Origin of the sequence: Nitratireductor indicus C115 (assembly GCF_000300515.1) — a bacterium.
Taxonomy (GTDB): domain Bacteria; phylum Pseudomonadota; class Alphaproteobacteria; order Rhizobiales; family Rhizobiaceae; genus Nitratireductor; species Nitratireductor indicus.
Genome location: NZ_AMSI01000007.1, coordinates 126,671 through 149,577, shown reverse-complemented (window position 1 = coordinate 149,577; position 22,907 = coordinate 126,671). Strand labels below are relative to the sequence as shown.

Genomic DNA, 22,907 nt, shown 5'->3' with positions numbered 1-22,907 from the left:
ATGGGCGGCACCGGCGTCATCGACAACTTTCTGGGTGTTTTCACCAGTTACATCGACAGCGGCTTCGGCCTGCTTGGCGGCGAGGTCGCCTTCATCGCCACCACCCTGATCGTCATAGACGTGACGCTTGCGGCACTGTTCTGGTCCTGGGGTGCGGATGACGACGTCATCGCCCGGCTGGTCAAGAAGACGCTCTTCGTCGGGGTCTTCGCATACCTGATCGGCAACTGGAACAATCTCGCCCAGATCATCTTCGACAGCTTCGCCGGTCTTGGCCTGAAAGGTTCGGGCACCAGCTTTTCCGCCGCCGATCTGCTGCGGCCCGGCAAGGTGGCGCAGACCGGCCTCGATGCCGGTCGCCCGCTGCTCGAATCCATCTCGGACATGATGGGTTATTGGTCGTTCTTCGAGAACTTCATCCAGATCGCCTGCCTGATGTTCGCCTGGGCGCTGGTACTGCTGGCCTTCTTCATTCTCGCCGTGCAGCTCTTCGTCACGCTGATCGAGTTCAAGCTGACCACGCTGGCGGGCTTTGTCCTCATTCCCTTCGGCCTCTTCGGCAAGACCGCCTTCATGGCCGAGCGCGTTCTTGGCAATGTCGTCTCCTCCGGCATCAAGGTGCTGGTGCTCGCCGTCATCATCGGCATCGGCTCGACATTGTTCTCGCAGTTTACGGTCGGTTTCGGCGGCGTGACGCCGACCATCGACGACGCCATGGCGATCGTGCTGGCCGCACTTTCCCTTCTCGGCCTCGGCATCTTCGGTCCCGGCATCGCTTCCGGTCTGGTTTCTGGCGGCCCGCAGCTTGGTGCAGGTGCAGCAGTCGGAACCGGTCTCGCCGCTGGCGGCATGATGCTTGCCGGCGGCGCTGCCGCAGGCATGGCCGCGAAGGGAGGGGCAGCGGCGCTATCGGGTGGAGCTGCGGCTGTCCGTGGCGGTGCTGCTGCCGCAGGTGCGGCGAGCGCCGCCTATAGTGTCGGATCGCTCGGCCAGTCAGGGGCTGCCGGTGTTGCCTCCGGCCTCGGCGGTGTTGCCCGCGCGGCAGGCTCCGCCGCCGCATCGCCCCTGAAACGAGCGACCTCGAAAGCAGCGGAAAGCGTCAAATCCAGCTTCTCCGATGGCGCGCGCGCCGGGCTCGGCGTCACCGGTGGATCGGCCTCGCTTGGAACCATTGGTGGTGCGAGCGTGGCCGGTGCCGCACCCGCCTCCGCACCGGCGGGCGGACCGCCTGCATGGGCGCAGCAGATGCACCGCCGCCAGGCGCTCAATCACGGCACGACCATGGCCGCCCATGCCGTCCGCTCCGGTGACAGCCACGGCGGCGGCTCTTCCGTCAACATTTCCGAAAGTGACCGCTCATGAACATCTTCAGACGTCCAGCGACCCATTACGGCAAATCGCCCGAACCCGAGACGCCTTACCAGAAAGCCGCGCAAGTATGGGACGAGCGTATTGGCACGGCTCGCGTGCAGGCCAAGAACTGGCGCTATATGGCCTTCGGCTCGCTGATCCTCTCTGCGGGCTTCGCTGCCGCGCTCGTTCTGCAATCGGCGCGAGGGACCGTCGTGCCCTGGGTGGTGCAGGTCGATAATCTCGGCCAGGCCCAGACCGTCGCCTCAGCCACGGCCGATTACCGTCCGACCGATCCGCAGATCGCCTTCCATCTTGGCCGCTTCATCGAGCAGACGCGCTCGATCCCGGCGGACGCCATCATCGTGCGCCAGAACTGGCTGCGCGCCTATGAGTTCACCACGGATAGAGGAGCAGCCGCGCTCAACGACTATGCCCGCGCCAATGATCCGTTCACCCGTGTCGGCCGCCAGCAGATCGCAGTCGAGGTTTCCAGCGTCATCCGCGCCTCGAACGACAGCTTCCGAGTCGCCTGGACCGAGCGCCACTACGAGAACGGGCAGCTTTCCACGACCGAGCGCTGGACCGCGATCCTGACCATCGTGATCCAGACTCCGCGCGATGCCGAGCGTCTGCGCGCCAATCCGCTCGGCATCTACGTCAATGCAATTTCATGGTCGCGGGAGATGAGCCAATGACCATCGTGTTTTCCCGCAATTCCGCCTTGCCGGTTTTCCGTAAGCCCGCCCTCGCGGCTTTGATGCTCTCGGCCACCATGCTTGCGGGCTGCGCCACCAACAAGACGCCGCAGTTCAGCTATGATGCCAATGTTCCGGCTCTACCGACCGTGCAGGCCACCGTTACGGATGATCGGCCCCGACCGCTTCACACGCCGCCAGCCTGGACGGTTGCGCGTGGTGGGACCGCAGCGGGAACACCGGCAGGCCGGGTCGAGAATGCCAATGCCGCCGCCCGCGTCGAACCGCGCCGCGAGGGTTACTATAACGCCATCCAGATCTATCCTTGGTCGGAAGGCGCGCTCTATCAGGTCTATGCAGCACCAGGACAGATCACCAATATCGCGCTGGAGCCGGGCGAAAGCCTGACCGGCGCGGGACCGATCGCGGCGGGAGACACCGCCCGCTGGATCATTGGCGATACCGAGAGCGGGAGCGGTACGTCGCGCCGGGTCCATATTCTCGTCAAACCATCCCGATCCGACATCTCAACCAATCTCGTGGTGACGACCGATCGGCGCACCTATATGATCGAGCTGCGCGCCCGCGAGGCGCTCTATATGCCGTCCGTATCTTGGTCTTATCCGGCGCTGCCTGCCGGTCAGCGCCAGACCGTTCCCGCAGCACCCATCATCCCGGTCGAGGCGGCACGCAACTATCGTTACGGCCTGACCGGAGATACGCCGCCATGGCGGCCGATTTCCGTCTTCGACGATGGCCGCCGTGTCTATGTCGTTTTCCCGCGCGGCATTGTGCAGGGAGAGATGCCGCCGATCTTCGTCATCGGTTCCGAGGGCGAGACTCAGATCGTCAATTCCCGTGTTCACCAGAACATCTTGATCGTCGATCGGCTGTTCGGAGCGGCTGAGCTGCGTCTTGGTAGCGGCAAGCAGCAGCAGACGGTCAGGATCGTTCGCATCGAGCAAAGGCAAGCTGCCCAGCCCGCCAAAACCGGGGAGCAACCGTCATGAGTGAAGAGGCTACCACCAACCCAACGCCGATGCGTTTGCGTGCCGAGCCGCCGCGCGTCACGCGCCTGTCGCGCAAGATGCTGGCCGGTGCCGGGGCTGTTGCGCTCCTCGGCATCGGCGGGGCGCTGATCTATGCGCTCCAGACGCGCGACATGAGCGGAAACGGTGAAGAACTCTATTCGACCGAGAATCGCGCCACGGCAGATGGACTGGCGGGTCTGCCGAAGGATTATACCGGGCCGGTCCTGGGGCCGGCATTGCCGGGCGATCTCGGTGGCCCGATCCTGGATGCCCAGAACCGGGGTCAGCCCGTCACGCCGCCCGCCATGGCGACGCCTGTCCGCGATCCTGCCGAAGAGCGCCGGCTTGCCGAGGAAGAAGCCGCACGTCTTAGCACCGTGTTCTTCCAGTCCGGGCCAAGAGTGGCGACGACAGCTGGCTCAACGATTCCGGGGCTTGTGGGGCCGGACCTTGGTGCCCAACCTGAAACGCAGGACCGGCACACAGCTTTCCTCAATGGTCCTGTGGATCGGCAGACCGTTGCCATGGATCGGATCATGGCGCCTGCCTCGCCCTACATCCTGCAGGCCGGGGCAGTGATTCCGGCGGCGATGATGACCGGCATCCGCTCTGATCTGCCGGGGCAGATCACCGCGCAGGTGACGGAGAATGTCTATGACAGTCCGACCGGCAGTCTGCTGCTGATCCCGCAAGGAACCCGCATCATCGGCCAGTATGATGCGGGCGTGCAATTCGGTCAGCGCCGCGTGCTGCTGGTCTGGAACCGCCTGATCCTGCCCAATGGCCGCTCCATCGTGCTGGAGCGTCAGCCCGGTGCGGACGCTTCCGGCTATGCCGGGCTGGAAGATGGCGTTGATTACCACTGGTGGGATCTGATGAAGGCGGCGGGGCTGTCCACTCTGCTCGGCATCGGCACGGAACTGGCGACCGACGACGAGGATCGTCTGATCCGCGCCATCCGCGACGGAGCACAGGATACCATCAATCAGGCCGGGCAACAGATCGTCCAGCGCCAGTTGCAGGTCGCGCCGACCCTGACGATCCGGCCGGGCTACCCGGTCAGGGTCATCGTTACCCGCGATCTCGTACTCGAACCTTATAGGAACTGACCATGACGAAGCTGAAACTCGGCCCCCTCATCGAAGACAAGCCCGTGAAGGTGACGGTGGAACTGCCGGCACCGCTGCACCGCGATCTTGCCGCCTATGCAGAAGTGCTGGCTCGCGAAACCGGCCAGCCCGCTGCCGATCCTGTCAGACTGATTGTGCCGATGCTTGAACGATTCATTGCGACAGATCGGGGTTTTGCCAGCGCCCGAAGGTCTGGCTCATGAGGTGCCGAGCGAGTCATGGCGCGTCGCGGCGATGATTTCCATCAACGTATCGACGGCCTTTCGTGTCGCATCCCATTTGGGGGTCTGATCCATTTCCCGGTTCTGAAGGGTGAGGCTTACCGCACCATGTACCGTTGACCAGAACATAAAGCTGTAACGGCTCAGATCCATGCCGGGCAAAAAGCCTTGGTTCTGAGAGCAGCGAAGTCCCGTCAGCAATAGATTTAGTATCTGTCTTCCAGCTTCGCTCGACCATGGATCATCGCTGACTCCGAGCCGTGGCGGCGGTGTGAACATCAGCCTGTACAGGGTGGGGTTTTCCAAGGCAAAGCGGACATAGGCATAACTGCCATCACGCAAATAGCCGAATGGATTGCCGCGCATCTGCTGGAAGACGGCCAGCTTTTCTCTGTAGAGCTGGTTGAAACCTTCGTCTCGAACGGCGCGCAGCAAGGCGCTTTTGTTGCTGAAATGGCCGTAAAGCGCTGGCGCTGTGCAACCGATGGCATGCGCGACCGCAGTCAGAGGTACGTCGAGGTCGCCACGCTCTGACAGAAGCCGGATCGTTTCGTCGATCGCACGACGAGCAATATCAAGTTCTTGCTCTTTCCGGGGACGAGCCATTCGGATGCCTGTTGTAACTTGTCGTAAAAACTAAACGACATTTACTTTTTTCGTTGACGGGCCGGAAGTCAAGAAGCAGCATTCGGTAACTGAACGTCGTTTAGTTTGAGGATGTGCGGAGAGCTGATGAACGCACCCAGATCGATTTTCGCGTTGATGATGGCGGGCTGCCCGTCAGAAACCGAACGCTGTTTCGGATGATGCACCATGGCTGTGACCGGGAACAATCAGACCTCGCCTGATGATAGCCTCACGAAGGCCGTTGAGGGGAAACCCGGCACATCTGCGGTCCGGCTGAACCAGTTGCGATATTTTGTTGCCGCCGTCGATTATGGGAGTTTTCGCAAGGCTGCTGCCGCGCTTTCTGTGCAGGAATCCTCCATCAGCCGACGAATCCGTGATCTCGAAGATGAACTCGGGGCGTCGCTTTTCATGCGTCATGCTGGCGGGGTGCGGTTGACTGTTGCCGGGCGGGAATTCCTGCGCAACGCTCGCCACGCTCTTCGCCAGATCCACATTGGGGTGACCAAGGTGGCGGCGGTTGGCCGGGCGGAGCAAGGGCTGATCAAGGTCGGGATATTTTCGTCCCTTGCGTCAGGATTTTTGTTCGATCTGTTGCGTGCCTTCGGCACGCAACACCCGAACGTGCAGGTCGACCTTATTGACGGCAATCCGCCCGAGCACATCGCGGCTGTCCGGAAACTTTGGCTGGACGTCGCATTCATCACGGGAACCGGGGCATGGGATGGCTGTGAGGCGGAGCATTTATGGTGCGAGAAGGTTTTCGTGGTGCTGCCCGATAACCACCCTTTGACGGGCAAGCCGGAACTTGGATGGGGCGATTTGGTCACCGAGCGGTTCATTGTGAGTGACGTTGCGCCGGGTCAGGAGATCCACGACTATTTGGTTGCTCACCTTGCCGGTCTCGGCCGCCACCTCGATATTCAGTCTCAGCAGGTCGGCCGCGACAATATCCTATCGCTGGTCGCTCTCGGTCGCGGCCTCACTCTGACGAGCGAAGCAACGACCGTCGCCCAGTTTCCAGGGATCACCTACCGGGAACTTGCGGATGAGGTGCTGCCGTTCAGCATGGTCTGGTCAGCGCAAAACGACAATCCGGCGTTTCGGCGGTTGTTGAGCCTGGCACGATCACTGACAGGGCTGGCCCGGCGAAAATAGGGTTTGGCGGCACTGTACAATCACGCCGTAGCATTGGCTGCAATCGACGTCGACCGTGTCGGTATCGAAGATGTCGTGGCCCTGCCCACGTCTAGGCTGACCGACTTCGATAGCGCTTTTGCCCCGCCGTGTTTGTGCACGGTGACACGGTGCGCATCCGGCCTTCCTCGGGCTTGACAGTTTGAGGTTTGTTAGAATACAAAATATACGGACATCGTAAGGTGTCCCATATACTTTCTATCCTTTCAAGTGCGGCGGGACGAGCAATGTTGAAATGGGGTGTCGAGAGGCGGTTGGAGTTCATCGAATTCCGCCTGTTCTGGGAGGGGGGTGTCAATCGCTCTGACCTGATCGATACGTTTGGCGTCTCCGTTCCGCAGGCGTCAAAGGACTTGACCCATTATCAGGAGCGTGCGCCGCAGAATGCGGTCTATGACAAAAGCGCTCGTCGCTACGTAGCCGGCCCGGAATTTCAGCCGGTGTTTCTAGACCCGGACCCGGACGCCTATCTCATGCGGCTCCGGTCGATGGCGGAAGGTTTCGCCGACGCGGGGGCGAATTGGCTCGCTGCCCCGCCTGACATGGATATCGCTCTGACTTTGCGCCGTAAGGTCGATACCGAAGTTCTGCGTTCAGTTCTGGCGGCGGTGCGGGAGGAAAGGTCGCTGGACCTTCACTACCAATCCATGAACCGCGATCGGCCCGATCCGGCATGGCGGCGGATTACCCCGCATGCCTTCGGCTTTGATGGCCTGCGCTGGCATGTGCGGGCCTGGTGCCATGAGACGGAGCGCTTCAAGGATTTCCTGCTCTCGCGTGTCCTTGGATTCGGCGAGTTCGGCGAGCCAGGTGCTGCTGCGGCACAGGACCGGCTGTGGCAGGAAACCTTCGATATCACCCTTGTGCCGCATCCTGATCTGTCGGTCGGTCAGCAGGCGGTGGTCGCAAAGGATTACAACATGGCGGACGGGCGCGCTGTGCTGACAGTTCGCTACGCCATGCTGTTCTATGTGCTCAAGCGGCTAGGACTCCTTGACGGGGCTAGGCTGCGCGATCCCCGGACTCAGCATATCGTTGCCGCTGACGAAGACGAGGTTGCCGCCGCCCTTGAGCGTGCGCAACATGAGTTCGATGAGGCTGACACAGCAAGCGGGGCGGTACCTAAATGATGGTGGCCGCAGCGAAATACCGCATGTCCTTCAGTGTGGGCGGGCTGATGCTCAATGAGAGCATCGTGATTGCTCAAGCTTATCAACCCGGTGAGAACTGGGCATCTGCTCGTGAGCGTTTGCTGGCCCAGGGCGCGTCATCCTTACCCAAACTGGCCTCGCAAACCCGCGCGCTTCGTGAAGTGTACGACCGGATAGGCCATCTCTCCGATGCCGAACGTCATTACCTGTCGGTAGAGGCTGACCGCGCCGAGCAGCAGGCGATGATGTGGCTGGCGGTCTGCCGGACCTATCCTTTTGTCCATGAATTCGCCGTCGAGGTGATCGGCGAGCGTTACCAGTCCTGGCGGCTTGATCTGGGCCATGAGGTCTTTGACCGATTTCTCGCAGACAAGGCGGAAAGTGATCCGAGTCTTGCTGAGCTTTCGTCATCGACATGCGCGAAATTGCGTCAGGTCTTGTTTCGGATTTTGCGTGAAGCCGGATTGAGAAACACCGAGGGCAGAATTCAGCCAATTTGGTTGTCGGGGCGCATGAAGCGGCTGATTGAGGAGAATAATCCGGCGGATCTACGGGTCTTTCCCGGAAATGGGGGGTAATTGTGGGTACAAAGACGGATCGGCGCGCGCGCGCCGAGCACCTGTTCAAGGTGATTTCCAGTGAGCGGTTCCTGCAGAAGCGGGGGCTGGGTAACGAGGTTCCATTTTTCATCTGCGCTTTTGATGCAGAGGACGGGCTCAGCCTCGGCGAAGACCGCGAGGATCTGATCGCCCGGCTGGGGCATGCTGGCGTACGCGTGCTCGATATCGACCTCTATGACCTTTCACTCGGAATATTGGAGGATAGAGGGATCCTTGAGCAGATTCTCGAGGTCGAAGCCGAGACGGAAAAGGCGGAACTCAAGGAGCTCCTGCAGGGTGTTCTGGATCCGCAGGACCATCTGATTCCCGAGATCGCGCGGCGCATTAAAGAGACCCCGCATGATGTGATCTTCCTGTCGGGCGTCGGCGAAGTTTACCCCTACCTGCGGTCTCATAACGTGCTCAACAACCTGCAAAGCACCGCAAAGGATCGGCCGACGGTTCTATTCTTTCCGGGAAAATATACGCATGCGTTGGCGACGGGAGCTTCGCTGGAATTGTTCGGCTTGCTTCAAGACGACAAATATTATCGTGCATTCAATATCATGAATTACGAGGTCTGACCGATGGCTACTCTACTACGTGATATCTTCGCCAAGCCGGTCGACCGTTCGATCGATGGTGTCATCAAGGCCGACGATAAGGCCAGCCTCCTGACCGAGCTCGATGAATATGTCATCACCAATGAGATCGGCGCCCGGCTGGAGCAATTCCTCGACGCCTACAACAACTACGACACCGCGAATGGCGTGTGGATTTCCGGCTTCTTCGGGTCGGGTAAATCACACCTCCTGAAGATGCTCGCCCTTCTGCTGGAAAATGCTGAGGTCGAGGGGCAGCGCCCCGTCGAAATCTTTGAGCGCAAGCTCGAGGGCAATCCGATGCTGGCCGGCGCGCTGCGTAAGGCTGTGTCGATTCCCTCCTGGTCTGTCTTGTTCAATATTGACCAGAAGGCGGATGTGATCTCGAAGACGGATGTCGATGCGCTGCTCGCCGTCTTCCAGAAGGTCTTTGACGAGATGTGCGGCTATTATGGCAAGCTCCCGCATATCGCGCAGTTCGAGCGAGATCTGGACAGTCGCGGCAAGCTGGAGGCCTTCAAGGAGGCCTTTGCTCAGGCCTCTGGTAAGCCTTGGGAGCGGGGGCGCGAACAGGCTCTGATGGAAGGCAAGCATATTGCTTCAGCCTTCGCACAGGTTACCGGTGATGAGGTCAAGGATGTTCTTGGCCAGTACCGCAAGGACACAAAGGTCTCGATCGAGGATTTCGCCAATATGGTGAAAGCCTGGATCGATGCGCAGGGTCCAAAATTCCGGCTGAACTTCTTCGTCGACGAAGTGGGGCAGTATATCGCCGACAACGTCAAGCTCATGACGAACCTGCAGACCATTGCCGAAAGCCTGAACACCAAATGCAAGGGGCAGGCGTGGATTGTTGTCACCGCGCAGCAGGACATGGGTTCCGTCATCGGAGATCTGACGGCGCAACAAGAGAATGACTTCTCGAAAATTCAGGCGCGCTTCGCCAACCGGATGCCGCTGAACTCCCAGGACGTGGCCGAGGTCATCCAGCGCCGTCTGCTAGCCAAGACCGAAGCGGGCCAGATCACCCTTGGCAATCTGTACGATGCCGAGGAGAATAACCTGCGCACGCTGTTCGACTTTGGCGACAATTCCTTCAAGTTCAGGAATTTCTCCGGAAAAGAACAGTTCGTCGCAAGCTACCCGTTCCCGAACTACCAGTACGACCTGTTTCAGCGTGCGATCATGGGCCTCTCCCAGCATAACGCGTTCGAGGGCAAGCACAGCTCGGTCGGTGAACGCTCCATGCTGGGCGTGTTTCAGGAGGTGGCCAAAAAGCTGGCCGATGCGCCGGTCGGAGGCCTGGCGACCTTTGATCTGATGTTTGAAGGCATCCGCACCGCCCTCAAATCCTCGGTTCAGCAGTCGATCCAACTGGCTGAAAGAAACCTTGGCGACGATTTTGCCGTGCGAGTGCTGAAGGCGCTGTTCCTTGTCAAATACGTCAAGGAATTCAAGCCGACCGCCCGCAACATTGCGATCCTGCTATTGTCCCGGTTCGAGGCGGACCAGACCGAGCAGCGCCGCAATATCGAAGAGGCTTTATCGCTGCTGGAGCGCCAGACGCTGATTCAGCGCAATGGTGAGGTCTACGAATTCCTCACCAATGAGGAAAAGGACGTCGAGGCCGAGATCAAGGCAATTGCGGTTGACCCCGCCGAGATCGAACGACAGCTCGATGAACTGGCGTTTGGAACGATCCTCCGTCACGGCAAGATCAAGCATGCCGGCACGGGCATCGATTATGCGTTTACCCGCAAGCTCGATGGGCACAGCCTGAACCGGGAGTATGAGCTGTCGGTAAACATCATCTCGCCCTTCAGCGATGATTCCGACGCGCCGGATGTGGTCCGCTCCAACAGCATGGCGAGCGATGAAATGGTGGTTCTGCTGGGGCGGGACGTGCGCTTCACGCGCGATCTTGTCCTCTGGCTGCAGACCGTAAAATTTGCCCGTCAGGTCACCAGTGGCGATGCCCAGCCCGGCCGCGATCGCATCATTGCGGAAAAGCGCGATCAGAATACGCGACGTGAAACGGAACTGGTCCAACGCCTGCGCAGCCTGATCGCAGATGCGCGGCTGTTCGTGCGGGGGACCGAGCTGGAAATCGGCGGGGAAGACCCACAAGAGCGGCTGGTCAAGGGATTCCAGGTCCTGGTGGACAAGGTCTACACCAGCCTGCCCGTGCTGCGCGGCGCCACATACACCGAAGCTGATCTTGGCCGCGCGGGCCGCGTCGATGGCGGGCTTTTCGGCGGCGAAGGCAGTGGCCTGACCGAAGCCGAGCAGGATGTGTTCAACCATGCACAGGCCCAGATGCGTCTTGGGACGCGGGTGTCGGCCAAGGCTCTGGTCGAGAAGTTCGGCGCAAAACCCTATGGCTGGCCTACCATCGCGGTGCTTTGCCTGACCGCAAGCCTTGTTGCGCGCGGCAAGCTGGAAGCCCGGTCCGACAGCGCTTTGCTGGAGGGCGATGCATTGGTGCAGCAGCTGCGCAATAGCCATGCCCTTGGCAATATCCTGCTCTCCCCGCAGATCGAGTTCACCGCCGCCCAGATCCGCAAATCGCGCGAGCTGTTTCAGGAACTGTTCGATCTGCCCGCCTCGGGCAATGACGCCCGCAGTCTGGGGGCGGAGTGGCAGGCGCAGCTGCGCAAGCTGACCAGCGAACTGGAAACGCTCGGTCGGCAGGCGACGGGCTATCCTTTCGTCGCGGCTCTCGATCCGCTGCGGACCTTACTTGACAACATGCGCGATCAATCGGCGACCTGGTTCATTACCGGCCCGGTGGGCCATGAAGACCAGCTTCTCGATGCGAAGGAAGATATCCTCGACAAGGTCCGCAGCTTCATGTCCGGGCCGCAGAAGGGCATCTACGATGAGGTGCGCGCTTTCCTTGCCGCGCAGGACCAGAACCTTGCCTATGCCGGAGATTCTGCGGCCGACAAGCTGCGTCAGGCGCTGGCCGATCCGCACTGCTTCAAGGGCAATGCCATTCAGGAACTGAAGGCGGATTTCTACGCCCTGAAGGAACGCATCGAACAAACGGTTCTGGCTGAGCGCAACGCCGTCATCACGGCGATTGACGAGGTGGCGGATAAAATCGCCCAGACTTCCGAATTCCGTGCGCTGCCGCCGGAACAGCAGACGCGTATCCGCGACGGGCTTGCCACGCGGAAATCCGGCCTTGCCGCACAGAGCCTGATCCCGGCCTTGCGCAATCTTGCAGCCGAGGCGCGGTCCAACCTTCTGGCTAACACGCTGACTCGGATCGCCGAACTGACGCCTGCACCGGCTCCCGCTGCTGCACCACAGCCGCAGCCTGCCGGTGGCGTAGCCGAACCTCAGCCAGCGCCCTATGTGCCGCCGGCGCCGGCAAAGCCCCAATATGTCAACGCCCAGTCGATCACCGTCTCTATCGGGAAAGCCTATCTCGAAGATGCGGACGATGTGACCCGCTATCTTGATGCGATGAAAAAGACCCTGCTGGCCGAGATCGGTGCGGGCAAGAAAGTGATTGTCTGATGGATACCAACGCCCTGAAGAAATTTGCCCAAAGCGCGCGCAACCTGTTGATCGATCAGGTTACCGCCCGGCTGGATATGGTGCTGGCCGAAGGAGCGGCGGGTCGCCGGGAGCATCCCAAGGCAGTCGCCAGACTGGAAGCCGCCGCCAACAGCAACCGCCAGCAGGTGATCGAGCAAGCAGCCTATACATGGTTCAACCGCTTCACCGCGCTGCGCTTCATGGACGCGACCGGCCTGACCAACCCGCGCGTGGTGTCGCCCGCCGATGGCGCGACCCGGCCTGAAATTCTGGCCGAGGCGATGGCCGGCAACCTGCCGGATCGTGCACGGCCGGAGATTGCCGAATATCTGAACGGCACCCGTCCCGCCCATGACGGGCAGGCGGAGGCCTATCGGTTGCTGGTGATCCATGCCTGCAACGAATGGCACGGCGCGATGCCCTATATGTTCGAGCGCGCCGATATGCTCGACCGGGCCGAGGATTATACCGAACTGCTGATGCCCGATGATCTCCTGTCGCCGGACAGCATCCTTGCACGCCTGCGCGAGGTGATGACGGAAGAGGCCTGCCAGGATGTCGAGATCATCGGCTGGCTTTACCAGTTCTACATCAGCGAGAAGAAGGATCAGGTCTTTGCGGGCCTGAAGAAGAACCAGAAGATTACGGCGGAAAACATTCCCGCCGCGACGCAGCTCTTCACCCCGCACTGGATCGTCCGCTATCTGGTGGAAAACTCGTTGGGGCGGTTGTGGCTGCTGAACCGCCCGCAATCGAAGCTGGCGGCGAAGATGGATTATTACATCGCGCCGGAGGAGCCCGAGACGGATTTCCTGAAGATCACTCGGCCCGAGAATATTCGCATCTGCGATCCGGCCTGCGGCTCAGGCCATATGCTGACCTACGCCTTTGACCTGCTCTATGAAATCTATGCCGAGGAAGGCCATGACGCGGCCGAGATTCCTGGCCTGATCCTGAAGCATAACCTGACAGGGATTGAGATTGACGACCGCGCCGGGGCGCTGGCGGCGTTCGCGTTGTCGATGAAGGCCGCGGCAATGCTGGGACGGCGGCGGTTCCTGCGGATGGAGGCGAAACCCGACATCGTCGTGCTGCAGGATGTGCGCTTCACCCCTGCCGAGATGCAGGACGTGGCCGCCGTGGTGGGCAAGGATTTGTTCACCGATGAACTGCGCGAAACGCTGGGACAGTTCGAGCAGGCCAAGAACTTCGGGTCGCTGATCGTGCCGAAACTGCGCGACCCGGCCGAGACGCTGCGAGTGGTCGAGGCGCGGGATTTTGGTTCAGACCTCCTGCTGAAGGAGGTGCAGGAACGGGTCGTGGCAGTGCTACGCATGGCCGAGGTGTTGTCGCCGAACTATCACGTAGTGGTTGCGAACCCGCCGTATATGGGCGCGCGCAACATGAACCCTGTTCTCAAGAAATGGACAGACAAAACCTATCCAGATAGCCGAACGGATCTCTTTGCACTTTTCATGGAGCGTTCGTTGGCTGCATGCATGAAAAGCGGCTACATGGCCATGATCAACATGCAGTCTTGGATGTTCCTGTCTTCGTTCGAAAAGTTGAGGGCTACCATTCTCTCCAAGGGCACCATTCTTACTATGGCACATCTTGGAGAACGCGCTTTTGATACCATTAGTGGCGCCGTCGTGTCGACCACTGCCTTCGTCTGTCGAAATGGAAGCAAGGACAATTATGCAGGGGCATTCATCCGTGCGGTAGGAGGTCGAAATGAGGCTGAAAAACAAGAAATTTTGTTAGGTGTAGCCGATGGTAGATCGACCGACTGCCTCTTCCATATCTCACAAAAAGAGCTTGTCGGTGTCCCTGGGTCACCAATCGCATACTGGTTGAGCAAAGGGGTGCGAGACGCTTTTGGTAGCTTCGAAGCTCTCCGATCAATCAGTGTTCCACGCCAAGGAAATACCACTACAGATAACGAAAAATTCGTTCGGCTTTGGCCAGAAATTTCCAAAGATTCCCTAGGTCTAGATTATGAAAGCGCCGAAAAATTTAACGCAGATAATAAGAAGTGGGCACCTTATAACAAAGGCGGCGGATCTCGCCGTTGGTTTGGGCAAAATGATTCAGTAGTAAATTGGTATAAAAATGGATGTGAAATAAAGGCAATTCCGCACTCGGTAATTGCCAACGAGAGAAGCTATTTCTCACCCGGCCTTACGTGGTCAACAATTTCGACAAACGATATTGGTTTTCGTTACTTCGGCAATGGATTCCTCTTCGACAACAAGGGGGCCTGCATTTTTGTCTCTGACATCATGCAGCAATACCTTGCTGCTCTACTAAATACGAAGATTTTCGTCAGTATTCTGTATCAAATTAATCCAACTGTATCGCTACAGCCCGGGGATGTTGCGAAATTTCCAGTAATTCCGATCGAGGTCGCTGACTCAGCTTCGACGAGCGCTAATGCGATAAGCTGCATCAATCTAACGAAATCCGACTGGGACGCCTATGAAACGTCGTGGGATTTTACCACGCTTCCATTGCTGTCGCCCGATCACCGGGAAGAGACACTGGCGGCTAGCTACGCCAATCTCCGGGTCCATTGGCAGGGTATGACGGATGAGATGCAGCAGCTGGAACAGGAGAACAACCGCATCTTCATCGACGCCTATGGCCTGCAGGACGAACTCACGCCCGAAGTGCCGGTCGAGGAAATCACCCTCACCTGCAACCCGGCCTATCGCTATGGCGTGAAAGGCGCGGAAGAAGAACGCGAGGCGCGGCTCTTGCAGGATACGGTGGCCGAATTCCTCCATTTTGCCGTGGGCTGCATGTTCGGGCGCTACAGCCTCGACGCGCCCGGCCTGATCCTTGCCAATCAGGGCGAGGGGATCGAGGAGTATCTGGCCCGTGTGCCCGAGCCCAGCTTCGCCCCCGACCGCGACAATGTTATCCCGGTGCTGGATGCCGACTGGTTCGCCGATGACATCGTCACCCGCACCCGTGATTTCCTGCGCGTGACCTTTGGCGAGGCGAAGTTTCGTGAAAACCTCGCCTTCATCGAATCTGCGCTCGGCAAGGATCTGCGCAAATGGTTCACCAAGGACTTCTTCGACTATCACGTCCGCCGCTATAAAAAGCGCCCGATCTACTGGATGTTCTCCAGCCCCAGGGGCAGCTTCAACGCACTGATCTATATGCATCGCTATCGGCCCGACACGGTCTCGGTCGTGCTGAACCAATATGTTCGCGAATTCATCCACAAGCTGGAAGTCGAGCGCGCCCGGCTGGAAAAGCTGGCCGTCGATCCCGCCGCTACGCCCGCCCAGCAAACAAGGGCGCAGAAGGAAACCGCCACGGTCATCAAGCAGATCGCCGAGCTGACCGAATGGGAACGCGATGTCGTCTATCCGATGGCGCAGCAGAAGATCGCCATCGATCTGGATGACGGCGTGAAGCGCAACTATCCGCTGTTCGCCGGCGCGCTAAAGCCGATCAAGGGGCTGGAGGCTGCGGATGACTGACCGCATCACCTCCGGCCTGATGCGGCTCTACGAGGATCAGGGGCACCGCATTGTCTTCTGGTATGACGCCGCCCGTGATCTCCGCGGGGCGTTCGATGCGGTTGACCTGCCCGGCGTGACAAAGGTGGAGATCGCCAACAACGAATTCGGCTTGAAATACCGCATGCTGCGGCAGGAGCCGAAGGGGCGGTTCCTGCTCTACAAGGACGGCCCCGAGCCGCCGATGCCTGAGAACTGGCTGCTGGATGTGCAACTGGCCAGTGCCGTCTTCCGCGCCGATCAGGCGGCAATCTGGGTGGCCGATCTGGGCATTCCGGCAAAATACGAAGCCGCCGTGCGCGACCATGCCGATTTCTACCGTTCGGGCAAACGGCTGGATGCGCTGCGGCTAATGGAGCGCGAGCGCCCGTCGCAAAGCGCCAATGATGTCCGCCGCAAGATGCTGGCCGTCTGCGCCGGTGCGGATGGCGATCTGGATACGGTGATCGAGGCGTTGCTGGCGGAGCTCGCCGATGGCCATGATGATGCGCTGCGCCTGATGGACCGGGCCGGTCTGACGGACTTCTTCTGGAAAGAGGTTTCCGCGCGCTATGGCTATACGGCTGCCGAGCCGGATTTTCAGGATTTCGCCATCACGCTGTTTTCCAGCGCCTGGGCGCGCGCGATGGGAGAGGAAGGGCGGCTGAACAGCGATGCCGCGCTGATGTTCCGCCGCTGGAGCGCCTCGCGCCGATGGGGTGAGGCATTCGAGACTCTGTCGGGCAACTATCAGGATGTACTGAAGATCAGGGACGATCTGGCGTCCCGCGATTTCCGCAAGCTGATCCCGCATGACCATTTCGAAGAAGTGGACCGGCGGATCGTCGTCGCCCTGGTTGAAGGGCTGGCGCAGCAGAGCCTGGCAGGAACAGATGTGCTGAAATGGGTGCGCGACCGCCGCCAGAGCCATTGGTTTGGCCGTTACGAGGACGTCTATCAGGCCATCGGCTTTGCGACTGAGTTCCAGCAGGCGCTGGCCGAAGCGGACCTGACCATGACCAGCGTGTCAGACGGGGTAAAACGCTATTCCGCAAGCTGGTTCCGGCTGGACCAGCTCTATCGCAAGTTCATCTATCACATGCAGAAAAGCGGGCAGTCGGGGCTGTTGTCCGCGCTCTATGAAGCAGTCGAGAACCGCTATACCACGAATTTCGTGTTGAAGCTGAACGATGCCTGGCAGGATCAGGTATCGCGCCTGACGGACTGGGCGGTTCCGGGCTTTCCGCGCCAGATGGATTTCTATCGGGAACAGGCGGCGGAGTTCCGCCGCAAGGACCAGAAAGTCGTCGTCATCATCTCGGACGCGCTGCGCTATGAGGTGGCCGAAGAGGCGCTGCGCGAGATCCGCAAGCTGAACCGCTTCGACGCCGAACTGAAGCCGATGGTCGGGGCTTTGCCCAGCTATACCCAGCTTGGCATGGCGGCGCTTTTGCCGCATCGGCAACTGGCGATCCGCGATGACAATGATCTGGTGCTGCTGGACGGTGAAAGCACCATGGGCGCTGCCGCCCGCGAAAAGGCGCTGGCCGCTGGCCGCGCAGGGGACCGGGTGAAGGTTCTGGCGGCGAAGGATTTCATGAATCTCGGCTCATCAGAGGGCAAGGACCTCTTCCGGGATCATGATATCCTCTATCTCTACCACAATCAGATCGACGCGATTGGCGACAAGCTCGCCACCGAGGAAAATGTTCCTGCGGCCGCAGAGACCGCCATCGAGGATCTGGTGAAGCTGGTGCGTAAGCTGACCTCGGCCAATTTCTCGAACATCCTGATCACTGCCGACCATGGCTTCCTGTGGCAGCACAAGGCTTTGGAAGAGAGCGGCTTCGCGCTGAGCGAGCCGGAAGGAGACATCGTTACGCGCAACCGGCGCTATGTGATCGGACGGGGCCTCAGCAGCAGCGGTGGCATGAAGAAGTTCACAGCCACGCAGCTTGGGCTGGGCGGTGATCAGGACATCCTGATCCCGAACTCGATCAACCGTCTGCGCGTGAAAGGATCAGGCAGCCGCTTTGTCCATGGCGGTGCGAGCCTGCAGGAGATTGTCCTGCCGGTTCTGCGAGTCGGCAAGCAGCGCAAGGAGGATGTCGGGCAAGTGTCGGTGCAGATCATTCCGCCAGCTCGTGCCCAGATCACCACGGGCCAGATTCAGGTCACCTTCTATCAGGCAGAGCCCGTTACCGAGAAGCAGCAGCCTCGACAGGTGCATGCTGCGATCTTTGCCGCCGATGGAACGCTCATCTCTGACGAAGCCGAGCTGGAGTTTGATTTCGCATCCGAGAACCCGCGCGAACGCGAGCAGTCGCACAGCTTCCTGCTGTCGCGGGCCGCAGACACCTACAACAATCAGACAGTCTTCCTGAAGCTGCAAACGCGCATCGGCAAGACCCGTCATTTCGAAGATCACGCGTCGCAGCCCCTGATGCTGAAGCGCGGGATCAGCACAGATTTCGATTTCTGAGGTGCCGATGTCGACCCTTGATGACAAGATCAACGAGCATTTTGCCGGTTTCGTGGTTCGCAAGGACCTGGTGAAGGCGGTGAAGGGCAATGCCATCGTCCCGACCTATGTTCTTGAATATCTGCTTGGCCAATATTGCGCCACCGACGACGAAGCCTCGATCGCGACAGGCATCGAGACGGTCAAGGACATCCTGCGCAAACATTATGTCCATCGCTCGGAAGCGGGGCTAGTCCAGTCGACGATCAAGGAGCGTGGCCGCTACAAGGTCATCGATCAGGTCAGCGTGGCGCTGAATGAAAAGACCGATGCCTATGAGGCGGTCTTTGAGAACCTCGGTATCAAGCGGGTTGCCATCGACAGCGCCACGGTAAAGGCGCACCCGAAACTGCTGGTTACGGGTATTTGGTGCATCGCCGATGTGCAGTACGAATTTTCGGAAGACAGCCGGATCTCCCCCTGGATCATCGACACGTTGAAGCCGATCCAGATCGCCCGTGTGGACTATGACGGCTATCGCGAGACGCGGGACAAGTTCACCACTGAGGAATGGATCGATCTGCTGATGCAGAGCATCGGCTTTGACCCGTCACTGTTCGGGCGCCGGTCAAAACTTTTGCAACTGTTGCGCCTGGTCCCATTTGTTGAGCGCAACTACAACCTCATCGAGCTTGGTCCCAAGGGGACAGGAAAATCTCATATTTATTCCGAATTTTCACCACATGGTCAGCTGATCTCGGGCGGTGAAATCACGGTTCCCAAGCTTTTCGTGAACAATTCCAATGGCCGGATCGGATTGGTCGGCTTTTGGGATGTCGTGGCCTTTGACGAATTTGCCGGCCGCGAGAAGACGGCCAACAAGGCGCTCGTAGATATCATGAAGAACTACATGGCGAACAAGCAGTTCTCTCGTGGTGTAAATCCGATGGGCGCCGAGGCCAGCTTCGCCTTTGTCGGCAACACGGACCATAACGTGCCTTGGATGCTGAAAAATACCGACCTCTTCGAAGCTCTGCCGCCGCAGTTCCACGACAGCGCCTTTATTGATCGATTGCATGCCTATTTGCCCGGATGGGAGGTCGACATCATCCGGGGTGAGATGTTCACATCTGGCTATGGGTTCATTGTTGATTATCTCGCCGAAATCCTGCGCCATCTGCGTGCCGAGGACTTCTCACACCGGCCGGATCGCTATTTTACCGTCCCAGTTCAGACCCATATCCGGGACCGCGCAGCGATCAACAAGACCATGTCAGGCCTTTTGAAGCTGATCTTCCCGAATGGTGGCGAGACAGAAGCCGAAGTTGAAGAGTTGCTGCGGTTTGCGATTGAATGCCGCAAGCGGGTGAAAGACCAGCTCCTGCGGATCGACAGCACCTTCGAGGAAGCGGACTTCCATTACATCACCTCGGATGGCGCAAAGCGCGCTGTCTCCACCCTAGAGGAAGAGGAGTTTCCTCAGTTCTACCATCGCCGATCTGCCAGAGATGGGGATGGCAGTAAGGATCAACCCGAGATCACGCCGATCCCGGCGCAGCCGTCCTCAACACCGGCCGCCTCTGACGCACCTGCTGATATCGTTACCCCTGCGTTCGTACCAAAGCCTGGACATGTCGTTTTCACGGAAAACCGCAAAGGCATCAGCTTCGACAAGATCTTTGGTCCGTGGACGGATGGGGCGACACGGATCATCATCACCGACCCGTACATCCGGAAGTATCATCAGGCGCGCAACGTGATGGAACTGATCGAAATGCTGATCAGGCGCAAGCAACCCGAAGACCAGGTTGCGGTGCATCTTGTCACGGCTCCGGACGATGGCAACATCCAGGAGCAGCGAGAGTGCCTGGACGGGATTGCTGAAGCCTGCACAGGCACGGGCGTCGATTTCACATGGGCCTTTGATGGGAGCGGCACTCTCCATGCACGCGACATCACGACGGATACCGGCTGGAAGATGGTTCTGGATCGCGGATTGGATATTTTCCAGCCAACGCCTCGCAAGATGAACGGTTTCTCGCTCGGAGAACGGATGCAGGAGCACCGGATGGTCCGTGGTTTCTACGTGACTTATGTCGAGAACCTTTAGCTTCGTCGGTCGTGTTGGCCGCGCAGGTCCGGCTACGCGCTCGGCGGGAAGCGAGAAGTCGACCTCGATTCCCAAGCCCTCATCCTCGTTACAGTTTTCCTGATCAGCAGATTGCAGGCCATTCATGCACTACCCCTTCCTCGTCATTGATCCGCGCTCCGGCCTGCAATACCGCCTAACCGATACCGGTCTTGCCGAATTGTCCCTTGCCCCCATTTCTGCCGAATGGGCGCCGGGGCGTGCCATTGCCGAGACGCCTGACCCGGTCTGGGCCGAAAGTCTTGCCAATGCGCCTGTCGAGACGATCTCGGCGGTGACTGCCGCGCTGACGGATCTTGTGCTGGCCACGCCGGATCTGAAGGTGCCGAATGTCGATCACCTGCCAGACAGTCGCGCCAAGCGGCATCTCTTGGCGCTGGTCGCGTTGTGGCAAAGGTTGGGGGATGCGCTGCCAGAGGGGCTGGCACCGATTTCCCATGTGTTGGCCCTGCCGCATGGGGCGTTCCTGGGCTCGTTGCCGGTGGTTGAAGGTTCGCTGGATCCTCTAGCTCCTGCGGCGCTGCAGGCGCTTTTTGCCCGGTTGCGGGACGAGTTCGGCACTGTTCCCGCAAGCGCCTATACGCCCCGGGCCGCAATCGGCAGCTGCCTGCACGCGCTGCAGGGCGGTGTTTCGGCACAGGATATCGAGGCCGGGGTTCTGGATGACAGCCTCGCGTTCTATGGTCTGCGCGATCCTGCCGCCTGCGCCGATTTCGCCGCCGCCCAAGCCCGGGCGCTGATTGAGTCCGGCGTTTCGGCCTGTGAAATTGCCGTGCTGTCGGGCGATGATCTGCGCCAGATCGCGCGCGCTTTCTCAGCCCAGGGAGTGCCGCTCTCGGGCCTTCCGGGCCAATTACCCGAGCGAGATGTCATTGGCGAGACCGCGCTACATCTGGCGCTGGCCAAGCGACCGCCAACTCCGGCTATGGTCTTGGCGAGCCTCGCGCTTTCTCCCTTGATGCCCTGGGCGGCACAGACCGGGCGCGATCTTGCCGAAAGCCTCATGGGTGGCGATTTCCGAGGCGCCATCCTCACGGACACGCCCGCACATAAGGAACTGTGGGACGATATCCGCGCCTCGGCCGGCAGCTTGCCGCAGCTGCGATTCCTGCTGGACCGGATCTGCGAGCGGATCGGAAAAGGCGATCAGGTCCGCGCGCGGCTGACTGTCCCCCCCGGCGAAGGCACGCCGGATTGGGAGATAATCCTGCGTGGCATTCAGATCGCGCCGCCCATGGTTGCGGACCCCGACCGCAATCTTGAAGGCGTCAGCCTCTGGTCCGCGCATGAAAGCCCGTGGCGCCCATGCCGCCATCTGATCGTCAGCGATTTCACCGACGGGCTTTACCCGACTCGCCCGCGTGCCAATCCGCTGTTTCTTGACAGCGAGATCGCTGCGATACACGCGGGAACCGGCGTTCATCTTCGCGGTCGGGCCGAGGGGCTGGCGCAAAGCCTCGCGTTACTTGATCAACAGCTTCAGGCGGTTTCCGGCAGCGTCACCTTCCTCATCCCATGGCGCGATCTGGCGGGCGGGCGCTTGCAACCTTCGGCCGGGTTGTCGCTGGTGGCGCGGGCGGTGGCGGGCGTTGAGGATGCCAGCGATCTGATCACCGATCTGTCGCGTCAGAGCCCTGCGGAATGGCCGATTGCGTATCACCATCTGATGCCGGTGCCGGAACCCGCGGAATTGCCTGAGGAGCTTGCTTTCCCGGGGCATGACCTTCTGTCCCTTCGTCGGCGCGATGACGGCACCGCCAAACCGCAATCGCCCTCACGGCTCGAGACGCTGCTTGTCAGCCCGCTCGCCTGGCTTCTGGCTGAGGTTGGGGCCGAGGATATGTCTTGGTCGACCGAAGAACTCGACGTGATGGCAAGGGGCAATATCGCCCATGATGTCTTTGAGCATGTCTTCCTGAAGGATCAGCCGTTCCCGGAAACCGAGGCGCTGGCAGAACTGATCCCCGAGGCCTATGACCGCGCGCTCACCCGTCATGCGGGCTATCTGCGCAGCCCGTCATGGGAGATGGAGCGCCGCGGTTTGGAGCGTGAGATCATGGCGGCGGCCCTGCGCTGGCGCGACCACTTGCTGGCGCTCAATGCCAAGATCATCGGCAATGAAATCTGGCTGGCCGGTGAGGCGCATGGCATCAATCTGCATGGCAAGGCCGACGCGATCCTTGAACTGCCTGATGGTGCGCTCTTGATCATCGATCACAAGAAAAGCGGCACCAAGGGCCGACGGCAGCGGATGGAGGCGGGCTGGGATCTGCAGGCAGGGCTTTACGCCGATATGATAGCGCGGCCCATGCGGCGCGAGGGTGACGGCATGGACCCGCTGATCGGCCGCAAGGTGGCGGTCGCCTATCACCTGATGAATGATGGCGGGTTGCTGACTTCGGGTCTGGTCTTGCCCGAGGGCTCGCCCGCTCGCGACATGGGCGATGCGGTGAATGCAGGGGCGGTAGCCAAGCTGGCGGAACGCTTGGCCGAACTTGGTGCAGGCCGGGTCGTGCTGAACACCTCTGAGGATGCGGCCTTCTTCAAGAAAGAAGCCGGCTTCACCCCCTATGCGCTGACCGATGGCTCGGCCCTGGTCACCGCCTTCATCCGCACGCTCGAGGAGGAATGAC

At 60.1% G+C, this 22,907-nt stretch carries 15 protein-coding genes; 14 read left to right on the top strand and 1 reads right to left on the bottom strand.

Going from position 1 to position 22,907, the window contains the following annotated elements:
• The 5 genes from trbL to NA8A_RS11875 are packed head-to-tail and all read left to right on the top strand — an operon-like array spanning nt 1 to nt 4,412.
• A complete protein-coding gene (trbL, locus tag NA8A_RS11895) occupies nt 1–1,362 on the top strand; it encodes a P-type conjugative transfer protein TrbL (RefSeq protein ID WP_009450533.1) in 1,362 nt (453 codons plus the stop codon).
• Entirely contained in the window at nt 1,359–2,048 is a 690-nt protein-coding gene (gene trbF, locus NA8A_RS11890) for a conjugal transfer protein TrbF (RefSeq protein ID WP_009450532.1), read from the top strand. Before trbL ends, trbF begins: the two co-directional genes overlap by 4 nt.
• Entirely contained in the window at nt 2,045–3,058 is a 1,014-nt protein-coding gene (gene trbG / locus NA8A_RS11885; RefSeq protein WP_009450531.1) for a P-type conjugative transfer protein TrbG, read from the top strand. The genes trbF and trbG overlap by 4 nt, the downstream gene beginning before the upstream one ends.
• Nucleotides 3,059–3,087: 29 nt before the next feature.
• Nucleotides 3,088–4,188 (top strand): TraB/TrbI/VirB10 family type IV secretion system protein, encoded by a 1,101-nt coding sequence (locus NA8A_RS11880; RefSeq protein WP_009450530.1) that lies wholly within the window; start codon nt 3,088–3,090, stop codon nt 4,186–4,188.
• A 2-nt stretch (nt 4,189–4,190) separates the two neighbouring features.
• Nucleotides 4,191–4,412 (top strand): DUF2274 domain-containing protein, encoded by a 222-nt coding sequence (locus NA8A_RS11875; RefSeq protein WP_009450529.1) that lies wholly within the window; start codon nt 4,191–4,193, stop codon nt 4,410–4,412.
• Here NA8A_RS11875 and NA8A_RS11870 read toward each other — a convergent pair.
• Nucleotides 4,407–5,036 carry a TetR/AcrR family transcriptional regulator gene (locus NA8A_RS11870; protein WP_009450528.1) on the bottom strand — a complete coding sequence of 210 codons (630 nt, stop codon included), beginning with the start codon at nt 5,034–5,036 and terminating at the stop codon, nt 4,407–4,409. The genes NA8A_RS11875 and NA8A_RS11870 overlap by 6 nt on opposite strands.
• Nucleotides 5,037–5,243: 207 nt before the next feature.
• Here NA8A_RS11870 and NA8A_RS11865 point away from each other — a divergent pair, with 207 nt between their 5' ends.
• From NA8A_RS11865 to NA8A_RS11825, 9 genes are all read left to right on the top strand, one after another.
• The gene (locus tag NA8A_RS11865; protein ID WP_009450527.1) at nt 5,244–6,215 is read left to right on the top strand and encodes a LysR family transcriptional regulator; all 972 of its coding nucleotides are present in this window, start codon (nt 5,244–5,246) and stop codon (nt 6,213–6,215) included.
• A gap of 266 nt (nt 6,216–6,481) precedes the next feature.
• Complete coding sequence (locus NA8A_RS11860) at nt 6,482–7,384, top strand: BrxR family helix-turn-helix transcriptional regulator (protein WP_009450526.1); 903 nt, start codon at nt 6,482–6,484, stop codon at nt 7,382–7,384.
• Nucleotides 7,381–7,983 carry a DUF1819 family protein gene (locus NA8A_RS11855; RefSeq protein WP_009450525.1) on the top strand — a complete coding sequence of 201 codons (603 nt, stop codon included), beginning with the start codon at nt 7,381–7,383 and terminating at the stop codon, nt 7,981–7,983. The genes NA8A_RS11860 and NA8A_RS11855 overlap by 4 nt, the downstream gene beginning before the upstream one ends.
• Nucleotides 7,984–7,985: 2 nt before the next feature.
• Nucleotides 7,986–8,588 carry a DUF1788 domain-containing protein gene (locus tag NA8A_RS11850; RefSeq protein ID WP_009450524.1) on the top strand — a complete coding sequence of 201 codons (603 nt, stop codon included), beginning with the start codon at nt 7,986–7,988 and terminating at the stop codon, nt 8,586–8,588.
• 3 nt (nt 8,589–8,591) lie between these two features.
• On the top strand, nt 8,592–12,131 hold the full coding sequence (gene brxC, locus NA8A_RS11845) for a BREX system P-loop protein BrxC (protein WP_009450523.1): 3,540 nt from the start codon (nt 8,592–8,594) through the stop codon (nt 12,129–12,131).
• Entirely contained in the window at nt 12,131–15,646 is a 3,516-nt protein-coding gene (gene pglX / locus NA8A_RS11840; RefSeq protein ID WP_009450522.1) for a BREX-1 system adenine-specific DNA-methyltransferase PglX, read from the top strand. Before brxC ends, pglX begins: the two co-directional genes overlap by 1 nt.
• On the top strand, nt 15,639–18,146 hold the full coding sequence (pglZ, locus tag NA8A_RS11835) for a BREX-1 system phosphatase PglZ type A (RefSeq protein ID WP_009450521.1): 2,508 nt from the start codon (nt 15,639–15,641) through the stop codon (nt 18,144–18,146). Before pglX ends, pglZ begins: the two co-directional genes overlap by 8 nt.
• Nucleotides 18,147–18,153: 7 nt before the next feature.
• On the top strand, nt 18,154–20,235 hold the full coding sequence (brxL, locus tag NA8A_RS11830; protein WP_009450520.1) for a BREX system Lon protease-like protein BrxL: 2,082 nt from the start codon (nt 18,154–18,156) through the stop codon (nt 20,233–20,235).
• A gap of 124 nt (nt 20,236–20,359) precedes the next feature.
• Nucleotides 20,360–22,906, top strand: coding sequence for a PD-(D/E)XK nuclease family protein (locus tag NA8A_RS11825; protein WP_009450519.1), 2,547 nt, complete (start codon nt 20,360–20,362; stop codon nt 22,904–22,906).
• Nucleotide 22,907: the final 1 nt, after the last annotated feature.

Coding starts and splice junctions, on each gene's coding strand:
- NA8A_RS11860 (WP_009450526.1), top strand. CDS start 6,482: ATGTTGAAATGGGGTGTCGAGAGGCGGTTGGAGTTCATCGAATTCCGC.
- pglX (WP_009450522.1), top strand. CDS start 12,131: ATGGATACCAACGCCCTGAAGAAATTTGCCCAAAGCGCGCGCAACCTG.
- NA8A_RS11880 (WP_009450530.1), top strand. CDS start 3,088: ATGCGTTTGCGTGCCGAGCCGCCGCGCGTCACGCGCCTGTCGCGCAAG.
- NA8A_RS11870 (WP_009450528.1), bottom strand. CDS start 5,036: ATGGCTCGTCCCCGGAAAGAGCAAGAACTTGATATTGCTCGTCGTGCG.
- brxL (WP_009450520.1), top strand. CDS start 18,154: ATGTCGACCCTTGATGACAAGATCAACGAGCATTTTGCCGGTTTCGTG.
- trbG (WP_009450531.1), top strand. CDS start 2,045: ATGACCATCGTGTTTTCCCGCAATTCCGCCTTGCCGGTTTTCCGTAAG.
- NA8A_RS11825 (WP_009450519.1), top strand. CDS start 20,360: ATGCACTACCCCTTCCTCGTCATTGATCCGCGCTCCGGCCTGCAATAC.
- trbL (WP_009450533.1), top strand. CDS start 1: ATGGGCGGCACCGGCGTCATCGACAACTTTCTGGGTGTTTTCACCAGT.
- NA8A_RS11875 (WP_009450529.1), top strand. CDS start 4,191: ATGACGAAGCTGAAACTCGGCCCCCTCATCGAAGACAAGCCCGTGAAG.
- NA8A_RS11865 (WP_009450527.1), top strand. CDS start 5,244: ATGGCTGTGACCGGGAACAATCAGACCTCGCCTGATGATAGCCTCACG.
- trbF (WP_009450532.1), top strand. CDS start 1,359: ATGAACATCTTCAGACGTCCAGCGACCCATTACGGCAAATCGCCCGAA.
- brxC (WP_009450523.1), top strand. CDS start 8,592: ATGGCTACTCTACTACGTGATATCTTCGCCAAGCCGGTCGACCGTTCG.
- pglZ (WP_009450521.1), top strand. CDS start 15,639: ATGACTGACCGCATCACCTCCGGCCTGATGCGGCTCTACGAGGATCAG.
- NA8A_RS11855 (WP_009450525.1), top strand. CDS start 7,381: ATGATGGTGGCCGCAGCGAAATACCGCATGTCCTTCAGTGTGGGCGGG.